Raw genomic sequence first — 11,726 nt, 5'->3', positions numbered from 1 at the left:
TAATGAAACTATTAGCCTATTTAATCTGTATTTTATCATTGTCGCTATTTTCCCTCAGTTTGGGTGATTTACGCAAAAACTATACTTTAGCTAATGACAGTAGTGAAATAACTCAGAAAATGTTCAATGCACTTTCTACTATTTCATCAGAAGACAAGCCAGTTCTAATAGCCTACAAAGGCGCATTTTCAACACTATTATCAAAACACAGTAAACTCGTTAAAGACAAAAAAATATATTTTAAAGAAGGAATCACTTCGCTTGAATTAGCTATAGAAAAAGAACCAAACAATATTGAAATTCGATGTCTACGTTTAGGGGTCCAAGAAAACTCTCCTAAATTTTTAAAATACAAATCTGCAATTCCTACTGACAAACAGTACATACTTGACCATTATGCTCTAGAAACTTCAAAAGAAATAAAAGATTTTGTAAAGGGCTACGTACAACAATCGAAGACTTTTAACGAAGCTGAAAAGCAATTGTTTTAGGCATGTGAATATGTATCTTTGCCTAATATTTCGGGGAAAGATTGAATATAACAACTACTACAAATATTGAAAATACACATGAGTACATGGTCCAGCTAAAATGCTGTGTTATTGTGCCTACCTATAATAATGCTAAAACACTAAAAAGAGTTTTAGACGGTGTGTTATTACAAACTTCAAATATTATCGTCATTAATGATGGTGCCACAGACAGTACCCTAGAATTATTAAAAGATTATTCTCAATTATCTAAAATCAACTTAAGTAAGAACAAAGGCAAAGGAAACGCACTAAGACTAGGTTTTAAAAAAGCACTTGAATTGGGATACGAATTCGCCATTACTATCGATTCTGACGGCCAGCATTATCCGGAAGATATCCCTATATTTTTGAACGAATTAACGGCTACTAAAGACAAAAAAATATTATTGATAGGTAGCAGAAATATGGAACACGCAAGTGTGCCTAAAAAAAGTAGCTTCGGCAATAAATTCTCAAACTTTTGGCTATGGGTAACTACAGGTACTACATTAACCGACACACAATCTGGGTTTCGTCTTTACCCAATTAAAGCCATGGAAAATATCAAACTTAGAACTAACAAGTTCGAGTTTGAAATTGAGGCTATGGTTAAATCTTCATGGCACGGCATTACATTAAAAAATGTACCTATTCGTGTACTTTACGATGAAAAAGAACGAGTTTCTCATTATCGCCCAACAGAAGATTTTTTACGCATTTTCGCACTAAATACGATTCTTGTACTCATAGCTTTAATCTATATAAAACCTCGAGATTTATATCATAAGTTTCGCAAAAAAGGCTTTAAACGCTTCTTTAATGAAGACTTTTTACACAGCAACGACACTCCTTTAAAAAAAGCTTTATCTATTGCATTGGGCACCTTCATAGGACTATCACCTTTATGGGGATTTCAAACTGTTTTAGTAATTACCCTTGCTGTTATTTTAAAATTAAATAAAGTGATTGCATTTGCATTTTCAAATGTTAGCATAGCTCCTTTAATTCCATTTGTAGTATTTCTAGGACTACAAACAGGCTCTTTAGTAACTGGACAAGAAGTAAATTTTGCATTGAGTGATTTTACAGAAAATTTTGGAGCTCTAAAACAAATTAAAACGTACATCATTGGCAGTATTGTTTTAGCAACTTTAGCTGCAGCACTTTTTGGATTTATAGGCTATTTTACATTACTTTTTTTTAAGCGAAAAAAAACTGCTGTAAGTAATGGGTAAATTCTTTTGTTTTGTTTATGAATTGATTCGCTCCAACAAATGGGCAAGCCTATTGTTGCTATTTACAATGGTTAGCACACTAACCTTCGTAGCTTCAAAAATTGAATTTGAAGAAGATATATCGAAACTAATTCCTGTAAATGAAGATTCTAGACAACTTCAAAAAGTATTAAAGTCAGTCAATTTCGCTGATAAAGTTATTGTGAACATACAACTTGAAAACAGCGGTAATGTAAATGACTTAACCGAATTTGCATCTCAATTTTTAGATAGTTTAAATAACACATCATCAGAGTATATAAAAGATATACAAGGTAAAGTTGATGATGAAGCTGTTCTAGATGCAATTGATTTCGTTTATGAAAATCTGCCTATATTTTTAGGCGAAAACGATTATTCAAATATTGCTAAAAAACTTTCACAAGACAGCATTGCTGCAATTACTAAGGAAAATTACAAAACCCTGATTTCACCTTCAGGCATTATCGCTAGAGAAACTATTTTAAAAGACCCGCTAGGATTATCTTTTATTGCACTAAAAAAATTACAACAGTTAAGTTTTGGAGATGATTTCAAAATAAAAAATGGATTCCTTCTAAGCAAAGACGAAAAAAACGTCTTACTTTTTATTAGTCCCACTTTTGAATCAAGCGACACTGCAAACAACGAACCATTTGTAGACGCACTGTACGACATTCAAAACCAGCTTAACGCTTCTTTTCAAGGAAAATCCAAATTAGAATATTTTGGAGGCGCATTAATAGCTGTTGCCAATGCGCGTCAAATAAAAAAAGACATTCAATTTACTGTAGGCATAGCACTTTCACTCCTGCTTTTGATATTAATCCTTTTTTACAAAAAGCTCACGCTGCCATTAATTTTATTCACTCCTACAATTGTCGGTGGACTATTAGCCATTGCTATTTTGTATTTAATACGTACTAAAGTTTCAGCCATTTCATTGGGTATAGGCTCTATTTTACTCGGGGTTACATTAGATTATGCGCTTCATATATTAACACATATTCGTAACGGAAATTCTAACAAACGTTTGTATGAAGAAGTTGCACCGGCTATTTTAATGAGTAGTCTAACAACTGCATCAGCTTTTATGTGTTTGCTTTTTTTAAAATCACAAGCCCTACAAGATCTAGGAATATTTGCTGCTATTAGTGTTTTAGGATCTTCATTTTTTGCCCTACTTTTTATACCTCAGGTTTATAAAACATCAAAAGGGAATAGTAGTGGAAAAACATTTTTAGACCGAATTGCTGCTATCAATTTCCACAAAAGCAAATGGGCGATTGCTATTGTTTTCTTGGCCATGACAATTAGTGCATTCACTTATTCTAAAGTACTTTTCAACAAAGATATTAGCCAACTGAATTACGAGCCTCAGGAAATAATTGATGCTCGCAAACGCCTAGATGCGCTCACTAATTTAGAATCCAAATCGATTTACATTGCTGCCTATGGTAATTCTCTTGAAGATGCGTTACATACAAACGATGGTATAAACAAAAAACTGGTCCAACTAAAAAAGACAAAACAAGTTATTGATTATAGCGGAATTGGCGAACTCGTATCATCAAAAGTAACGCAACAGAAAAAAATTGCACTTTGGAAAAACTTTTGGAGCACTGAAAAAAGAACTGCACTGCAACAAAACCTAATGAATATTGGAAACTCATTAGGTTTTAAACCGGAAACCTTCAATACATTTTATAGTTTATTACAAACTGATTTTAAAACATTGAATGTTGACGATTTTAAAGCTTTAAACACTATTCCAATACAAGATTATATAAGTACCGATGCAGACTTTACAACTGTAAATTCTTTGGTAAAATTAGATTCAGCTCAAATAAAATCGGTTTACAAAACATTTGAAAATTCTGCAAATACTGTCGTAATAGACAGACAGGGTATTAACGAAACCTTTTTAGGTAATTTAAAAAATGATTTCAATCGCCTTATCGGCTATTCCATTTTAGTGGTATTAATAATTCTAACTTTCTACTACCGTAGTTTCTCACTTACCCTAGTAACAGCATTACCAATATTCTTAACTTGGTTTGTTACTGTTGGTGTTATGGGGCTCTTTTCTATTCAGTTTAATATATTCAATATCATAATCTCCACCTTTATTTTTGGACTTGGTGTTGATTATAGCATTTTTATCACCAATGGATTATTGGCAGAGTTAAAAACTGGAGAACGCGTTTTACCAACACATCGCACTTCTATTATTCTTTCTGTAATTACAACCATATTGGGTGTAGGCGTATTAATTTTCGCGAAACACCCAGCGTTATATTCAATTTCAGCTGTTTCATTAATTGGTATATTTTCAGCTGTTGCAATTGCTTTTACCTTGCAACCTCTACTCTTTAAACTATTTATTGGTGGTCCTAAAAAAAGAGCCATTTCTTTACGAGTGCTTTTACATTCTATTTTATCTACCACCTACTATGCTTTAGGTGGAATGTTATTTTCATTCTTAAGTACCATTCTAGTAAAAATAGTGCCGATTAGTAAAAAATTAAAAATGAATTGGTACCACAAAGCCATGTCCAATCTTTTAAAGTCGGTGTTATACAGTAATCCTTTTGTAATGAAAAAAGTTATTAATGTAGCAGGTGAAACTTTTGAAAAACCAGCGATGATTATTGCTAACCATGCTTCTGCACTTGATTCGTTAACCATTGGAATGCTGCATCCAAAAATAATATTCTTGGTAAATGATTGGGTGTATAACTCCCCCGTATTCCGATTTGCAGCACGCTTGGCAGAATTTTACCCTGTTTCTGAAGGCATTGAAAAAAGTGTATCACATTTACAAAAGAAGATTGACCAAGGGTATTCGTTAATGGCTTTCCCTGAAGGCACTCGGTCTGAAACTAACAAGATTAGACGCTGGCACAAAGGTGCATTCTATCTCGCAGATCAATTAAAACTAGATATTGTACCTGTTCTTATTCATGGTAATTCTGAAGTTCAACCCAAAGGAAGTATAGTAATACGAGATGGTAGTATAAGTGTAAAAATCTTAAATAGAATACTTTATAAGGACAACTCCTTTGGCGAAAATGACCGCCAACGAACCAAACAAATAGGAAGTCATTTTAGAAATGAATTTCAAAAGTTTAGAGATGAAATTGAGGATGAATCGTACTTTCAAAAGGACCTATTGTCGGAATATCGCTATAAAGGAAATGACATCTATAAAGCAGTAAAAGAAGATTTTATAGCACATAAGATTAACTACAAAAAGATAATTGATTTCATTCCTAAAAAGACAACTATAGTGAATATTGCTGATGATTTCGGGCAATTGTCAATTTTACTTTCTATGGATTCTGCTGATCGCATATTAAACTGTTACCATTCATCAATGGCAATTCAAAAACTAGTTGAAAATTCTTTTACTAGTCAATCTAGAAATAGAATTACAATCTTTGACACCATAGAAAGTGTACTTTCTCAAAAATCTGAGACACTTATTTTAAACTCTGAGAAATGTGATTTAGATTTTATTCTATCTAAAATAAGTAATGAAATCGCTAACTTCATTTTATTAAATGAAACCAACGATTTTCAAGAAAAAACTATTTCAGAATTAGGGTTTAAACGCATCCATCAAGAAAAAGCACTAGCAATTTGGCAAAGATAAAATCACATTACGATATTGTAATCATCGGCAGTGGAATGGGTGGACTTGTAGCTGCTAATATAATGGCGCGCGAAGGTAAAACTGTTTGTGTCTTAGAAAAGAACAACCAATTTGGCGGCAACCTTCAAACATTTGTTAGAGACCGAACCATTTTTGATACCGGTGTGCATTATGTTGGTGGTTTGTCAAAAGGACAAAATCTTTATCGTTATTTTGATTACTTAGACATTCTTGATGGACTAGAACTAAAAAAACTTGATGAAGACGCCTATGACATTGTCACGTTCGATAATGACGAGAATGAATATCCCCATGGGCAAGGCTACGATAATTTTAAAAGACAGTTGGTAGAATATTTTCCTGAAGAAGAAAAATCTATTGAGGCATACTGTGATAAATTACAAGAGATTTGTCAAAAATTTCCACTCTACAATTTAGAAGCCGGCAAACCTTATGGCAATGACCCTGAACTTTTTGAGCAACCAGCTAAGGATTATATCGATTCAATAACTCAAAATGAAAAACTTAGAGCTGTTTTAGCTGGATCCAATTTACTTTATGCTGGTATAGCAGAAAAAACTCCAATATACGTTCATGCCCTCTCTATAAATTCATACATACAAAGCTCGTACCGGTGTGCTGATGGGGGTAGCCAGATTACAAAATTACTAGTTAAGCGATTTAAAGAAAATGGCGGTGAAGTATATAATCATCAAGAAGTAGTTGATATACATTGTACTGACAAGAAGATTACCTCAGTAGTCACAGCTAATGGTCAAATAATTACAGGCGATAAATACATTTCGAATATAGAGCCCAAGGTTACTCTTAAAATGATTGGAGCAGAACATTTTAGAAAATCATACAACTCACGAATTCAGAATTTAGAAAGTACAGTTTCAGCCTTTAGTATTCACATCGTACTTAAACCAAAATCTTTTAAATACATCAATAAAAATTATTACCATTTTAATGATTTTAGTAAAGTTTGGAAAGGTCATGAATACAATCAAGAAACCTGGCCAGAAACTTATATGGTCTCCATGGGGGTACGTAAAAATCAAGATGAGTGGGGTGATCAACTAACTGCTATCACATACATGCGGTATGATGAAGTAGAGCAATGGGAAAATACATTCAATACTGTAGCTCAAAAAAGTAATCGCGGGCAAGACTACGAAAATTTCAAAGACGGAAAAGCCGAAGCATTTTTAAAAACACTTGAAAAGAAGTTTCCAAATATTCGTGAGTGTATTCAATCTATTCACACTTCCACCCCACTCTCATATCGCGACTATATTGGAAGTACGCGAGGATCCATGTATGGATATGTAAAAGACGTCAAAGACCCTCTACTCTCATTTATTTCACCCAGAACAAAAATTGACAATCTTTATTTTACAGGTCAAAGTTTAAATATGCATGGAATTTTAGGAGTTACTATAAGTGGAGTAGTTACCTGTTCCGAAATTTTAGGAGGCGAATATCTAATTGACAAAATTATACAGCGCACTAAAAAATGAAAATAATAGCACACATAAATTTAATTTCTAAAAGTGCATTTCTTTGCGTTGGAATTATGCTGTTTTTTAATTCTTGTGGTGTGAAAAAATCATTACTCGAATCACCAGATGTATCATCTTACGTAACGGCAATTGCAAAACGCAAAAAACTTAACGATTCCACTTTTGTCATAGGAACTGATTTTTTAACTAAAAACAAGCAAAGCCAGTGGGAACTCTTAGTAAATGGAAATCCTTACGAGCTTGGTTTAAAAACAGGAATTCTCACTAAAGAACTCTTTAATTACCAAGAAGAAATATTTGTAAATAAAATTGATGAGTTAGTACCTTCGGAGGGAAAACAAAATTTTCTTCGCAAATTCTTAGCCTGGTTTAATCGAAAGATGTATCTAAATATAGATGAGAAATTCAAAGCGGAAATCTATGGTATTTCAAAAAGTGCAAAGCAAGATTTAGACTATATAGCAAAACCGTATCAACGTGTAATGTACTTTCATGGAGCACACGATATCGGTCATGCCTTACAAGATTTAGCGCTCGTTGGCTGCTCTTCTTTTGCCGCATGGGGAGAACACACAGATGATGGAAAAATGATTATTGGTCGTAATTTTGATTTTTATGTTGGCGATGAATTTTCAAAAAATAAAATTATCGCTTTTGTAAAACCCGATGATGGATATAATTTTATGTCGGTTACTTGGGGTGGATTTATTGGAGTGCTTTCTGGCATGAACGACCAAGGTTTAACAGTAACAATTAATGCTGGAAAATCAGATTTTCCATTAATTGCAAAAACACCAATATCTTTGGTAACGCGTGAAATATTGCAATACGCCTCTACAATAGAAGAGGCTATTGCTATTGCAAAAACTCGAGAAGTATTTGTTTCTGAGTCAATTTTTATTGGTAGTGCTAAAGACAAAAAAGCTGCTATTATTGAAGTATCACCGAAGAATTTTGGCGTATATGAAGTTGAAAACACAAATCAATTAATTTGTTCAAACCACTTTCAAAGTGCAGCTTACGCTAATGACAAAAATAATAAAGCGCATATTTTAGAAAGCCATTCACAGTATCGTTTCGAACGAATGGAAGAGCTATTGGATGAGCAACCAAAAATAACGCCTGAAATTGCTGTCGGCATATTACGAGATAAAAAAGGCTTGAGTGAAAAAGAGATTGGCTATGGCAACGAAAAAGCACTAAACCAATTATTAGCACATCATGGCATTGTTTTTAAACCAGAAGACCTAATGGTTTGGGTTTCTTCAAATCCCTATCAATTAGGTGAATTTGTTGCTTATGATTTAAAAGAAATATTTTCTAACAATCGTAAAAATGAAACAAATCCTTCCTTATCGAAATCAGAATTAAATATTGATCCAGATCCATTCTTATATTCTGAAGCTTACGCTAGTTATAAAAAATATCGTGAATTGTATTCTAAAGTAAAAAAAGCGATATCTACTGAATCACATTTAGACAAATCAATTTTACAAGAATTTGAAGCTAGTAATTATGAGTTTTGGGAAGTACATTATCTGATTGGTTTATACAATTACAACCAAGGATACGACACGCTTGCTTTAGAAGCATTTATAAAAGCTGCTACAAAAGAAATTACCACTGTACCCGATAAAGAAGAAGTGGAAGGCTATATTCGCAAACTAACGAGAAGATTGAATTGATGATGGAAATTCCAGAAATTGAAAAAGCATCAACAGCAGAAATAAAACGCTTTCAAGAAGAAAAGCTTAGAACGTTATTATTGTATTTAGATAAAAATTCTAAATACTATCAAAACCTATTCAGCACCCATAATATCAATATTTCTGATATTCAAACTTTAGATGATTTAGCTAAAATTCCAATTAGCACCAAAGAACATTTACAGGAATTTAATGATGATTTCTTTTGCGTACCCAAAAACGAAATTGTCGATTTCGTTACCACTTCAGGAACATTAGGAGAACCGGTAACAGTTGGTTTAACCGATAAAGATTTAGACCGGTTAGCATACAATGAAGCTATTTCTTTTGCATGTGCAGGTGTTGGTAGTGATGATATTTTGCAACTTACAACAACCATAGATCGCAGATTTATGGCAGGCTTAGCTTATTTTTTAGGTGCTAGAAAACTCAAAGCCGGTATTATTCGGGTTGGTGCAGGGATACCTGAATTACAGTGGGACACCATTAAAAAATTTAAACCTACCTATTTAATAGTTGTGCCCTCCTTTCTATTAAAATTGGTAGAATATGCCAAGAAAAACAACATCAATATAAATGCATCTGGCATTAAAGGTGCCATTTGTATTGGTGAAGCCTTACGAGAACAAGACTTTACTTTAAATACATTAGGTAAGAAAATTAAAGAAGCTTGGAATATTGAATTGTATTCAACATATGCCTCTACAGAAATGAGTACAGCCTTTACGGAATGCCATGAACAACAAGGCGGGCATCAACACCCAGAATTGATTATTTCAGAAATTCTAGATGATGCTGGCAACAAAGTACCAGATGGACAAGAAGGCGAATTGGTAATTACTACATTAGGCGTAGAAGCTATGCCCCTACTGCGCTTTAGAACTGGCGATATTGTAATTGCACATACGTCAAAATGTAATTGTGGTAGAAATACCACCCGATTAGGTCCATTAGTTGGCCGTAAAAAACAAATGATCAAGTATAAGGGTACTACCATTTATCCGCCAGCAATGGATAATCTTCTGAATGATTTTTCAGAAGTGGCTAGTCATGTTATAGAAATTTACAAGAACACTATTGGCACGGACGAAATCTTAATTAAGATTGCTGTTAAAACTCCTTCAGAGGAATTACTTGTGAAAATAAAAGATCGTTTTCGTTCCAAACTTCGTGTTTCGCCTAAAATAGAAGTTTGTGATTTTAAAGAAATTCAAAAATTAAGCATGGGGAAACTGGGTAGAAAGCCAGTTGGAGTTATTGACAAAAGAAATTAGTAAAACATCCTTTTGATGAACAAACCATTTATCACTGACAAAACTTTTAAGAATCTAGATTATTCTCAAATCGCTTTAGTAAAGGGTGAATACGAAAATTGCGTCTTCGAAGGGTGTAATTTTGAAGGTAGCTATTTGGACAATCAAAATTTTATGGAATGCGCGTTTATCGATTGCAATCTCAGTAATACCAACATAACCAACACAACTTTTAACGAAATAAGTTTTTCACATTGTAAAATGATGGGGCTCAAATTTGAACAATGCAATGATTTTTTAATGGCGTTTTCATTTTTAGATTGCAACTTAGATTTTTCATCTTTTTATGCACTCAGTTTAAACAGACAGCAATTTATTGATTGTAAAATGTGTCAAGTCGATTTTACAGAAGCTAAACTAATAGAAGCAAATTTTGATAATAGTAATTTAGAAGGTGCCATTTTTCAACAAACAAATATTGAAAAAGCGAATTTTAAATCAGCTTTAAATTTTAATATTGACCCAGAAATTAATCGCATTAAAAAAGCAGTTTTTCCTAAAGATGAATTAATAGGTCTACTACGCAAATATGATATTGTAGTTAAGTGAAAGGATTTACAATAACTATTTAAAAATAACGCAACCACCACTTATCTCTATTGTTGGTTTTATACGTGTTATACCAAGAACAGATAGGATAAAGACCGATAATTAAGGAAATCCAGATGATATATACTATACCTAAATTAAAACCGTACCCTCGTAAACCAGGCTGCATAGTAACCCATAAATCAATGTACATGTTAGATCCGTCAAACCCAGTTAAAACTGCAGCAATGAGCGCCAAAAAATGAATAACGTAAATATGAATAATGTAAAAGAACATAGGAACTTGACCGATAGTTACTAATTTATCAAAAAGCCAACCCCTCCATTTTTCTGCAAAAGCTAGCAGTATAATTGATGGACCAAGAGTTATTAATAAAAATAATAATGAAGGTGGATATTTGGTGAGATTAAAAAAAGACATTAAAGTATAACTCCATGTATCTTGTGTTTCCCATTCAAATGGATCTCCATAAAGGTTCATAATTCGAAGAATAAAAAAAGCAACAATAACACCTACACCAATTTGCAATAATATTTTAGATCTAACTTTACTATCAAAAGTTGTTTTATAAAATTCTCCAAAATAATAACCTAAAGGCATTACAAATACCCAAGGAATCACGGGATACGCTATAAAAATTCGAATATCTCCATAGGCTAATAATTTAAACTCGTGTATAAAAGCCCATACTCCAGAACTAAAATCACCAGTTGGCACAAAAGAATCGAAGGCATTATGCCCTATTATAACTAATGCAGAAACTATAAGTACAGTTCTTTTAGGAAGGTGAATTAACCCTGCAAGAACTATCATAGACAAACCAAGAATCCAAATAACTTGCAGTAGGATATAGGTTATATCAAATGTAAAAAGCCACCCAAATTTTATTAAGGTTAATTCCAATAGTATCAACCAAAAACCTCTCTTTAATAACCAACTAGATAATGATTTTAAACCCTTTCGCTGACCTACAAAAAAAGCTGAAGTACCTGCTATAAACACGAATACAGGTGCACAATAATGTGTTATAAATCGAGTAATGAATAATGCCGCATTTGTTTGCGTTAAATCGGTTGGGTCAAAAAGAAAAGCATCGAAATGAAAATAATCGCGAACATGATCCAAGGCCATGATTACCATTACCAAACCTCGTAACATATCGATTGATTGTATTCTGTTATTAGCGGTTTTAACCATCATACAAAAACAAT

8 protein-coding genes are annotated in these 11,726 nt (G+C 33.0%); 7 read left to right on the top strand and 1 reads right to left on the bottom strand.

What is annotated here, in order from left to right:
* Window positions 1-2 precede the first annotated feature (2 nt).
* The 7 genes from UH7x_RS09000 (at window position 3) to UH7x_RS08970 (ending at window position 10,514) form a co-directional block, all read left to right on the top strand.
* Entirely contained in the window at window positions 3-491 is a 489-nt protein-coding gene (locus UH7x_RS09000; protein WP_482363392.1) for a hypothetical protein, read from the top strand.
* An 86-nt stretch (window positions 492-577) separates the two neighbouring features.
* Complete coding sequence (locus UH7x_RS08995) at window positions 578-1,747, top strand: DUF2062 domain-containing protein (RefSeq protein ID WP_482363391.1); 1,170 nt, start codon at window positions 578-580, stop codon at window positions 1,745-1,747.
* On the top strand, window positions 1,740-5,420 hold the full coding sequence (locus UH7x_RS08990; protein ID WP_482363390.1) for an MMPL family transporter: 3,681 nt from the start codon (window positions 1,740-1,742) through the stop codon (window positions 5,418-5,420). Before UH7x_RS08995 ends, UH7x_RS08990 begins: the two co-directional genes overlap by 8 nt.
* Window positions 5,417-6,943, top strand: coding sequence for a phytoene desaturase family protein (locus tag UH7x_RS08985; protein ID WP_482363595.1), 1,527 nt, complete (start codon window positions 5,417-5,419; stop codon window positions 6,941-6,943). The genes UH7x_RS08990 and UH7x_RS08985 overlap by 4 nt, the downstream gene beginning before the upstream one ends.
* The gene (locus UH7x_RS08980) at window positions 6,940-8,631 is read left to right on the top strand and encodes a C45 family autoproteolytic acyltransferase/hydrolase (protein WP_482363389.1); all 1,692 of its coding nucleotides are present in this window, start codon (window positions 6,940-6,942) and stop codon (window positions 8,629-8,631) included. The genes UH7x_RS08985 and UH7x_RS08980 overlap by 4 nt, the downstream gene beginning before the upstream one ends.
* Window positions 8,631-9,926 carry a flexirubin biosynthesis putative acyl-CoA ligase FlxY gene (flxY, locus tag UH7x_RS08975; protein ID WP_482363388.1) on the top strand — a complete coding sequence of 432 codons (1,296 nt, stop codon included), beginning with the start codon at window positions 8,631-8,633 and terminating at the stop codon, window positions 9,924-9,926. The genes UH7x_RS08980 and flxY overlap by 1 nt, the downstream gene beginning before the upstream one ends.
* A gap of 15 nt (window positions 9,927-9,941) precedes the next feature.
* Window positions 9,942-10,514 carry a pentapeptide repeat-containing protein gene (locus UH7x_RS08970; RefSeq protein WP_482363387.1) on the top strand — a complete coding sequence of 191 codons (573 nt, stop codon included), beginning with the start codon at window positions 9,942-9,944 and terminating at the stop codon, window positions 10,512-10,514.
* 19 nt (window positions 10,515-10,533) lie between these two features.
* On the opposite strand, the gene UH7x_RS08965 is transcribed toward UH7x_RS08970, so the two are convergent.
* On the bottom strand, window positions 10,534-11,715 hold the full coding sequence (locus UH7x_RS08965) for an acetyltransferase domain-containing protein (RefSeq protein ID WP_482363386.1): 1,182 nt from the start codon (window positions 11,713-11,715) through the stop codon (window positions 10,534-10,536).
* Between the last annotated feature and the right edge of the window lie 11 nt (window positions 11,716-11,726).

The organism is Aurantibacter sp. UH7, from assembly GCF_056839165.1.
This window is presented reverse-complemented; position numbering and strand designations above follow the sequence as displayed.

Coding starts and splice junctions, on each gene's coding strand:
- UH7x_RS09000 (WP_482363392.1), top strand. CDS start 3: ATGAAACTATTAGCCTATTTAATCTGTATTTTATCATTGTCGCTATTT.
- UH7x_RS08995 (WP_482363391.1), top strand. CDS start 578: ATGGTCCAGCTAAAATGCTGTGTTATTGTGCCTACCTATAATAATGCT.
- UH7x_RS08990 (WP_482363390.1), top strand. CDS start 1,740: ATGGGTAAATTCTTTTGTTTTGTTTATGAATTGATTCGCTCCAACAAA.
- UH7x_RS08980 (WP_482363389.1), top strand. CDS start 6,940: ATGAAAATAATAGCACACATAAATTTAATTTCTAAAAGTGCATTTCTT.
- flxY (WP_482363388.1), top strand. CDS start 8,631: ATGATGGAAATTCCAGAAATTGAAAAAGCATCAACAGCAGAAATAAAA.
- UH7x_RS08970 (WP_482363387.1), top strand. CDS start 9,942: ATGAACAAACCATTTATCACTGACAAAACTTTTAAGAATCTAGATTAT.
- UH7x_RS08965 (WP_482363386.1), bottom strand. CDS start 11,715: ATGATGGTTAAAACCGCTAATAACAGAATACAATCAATCGATATGTTA.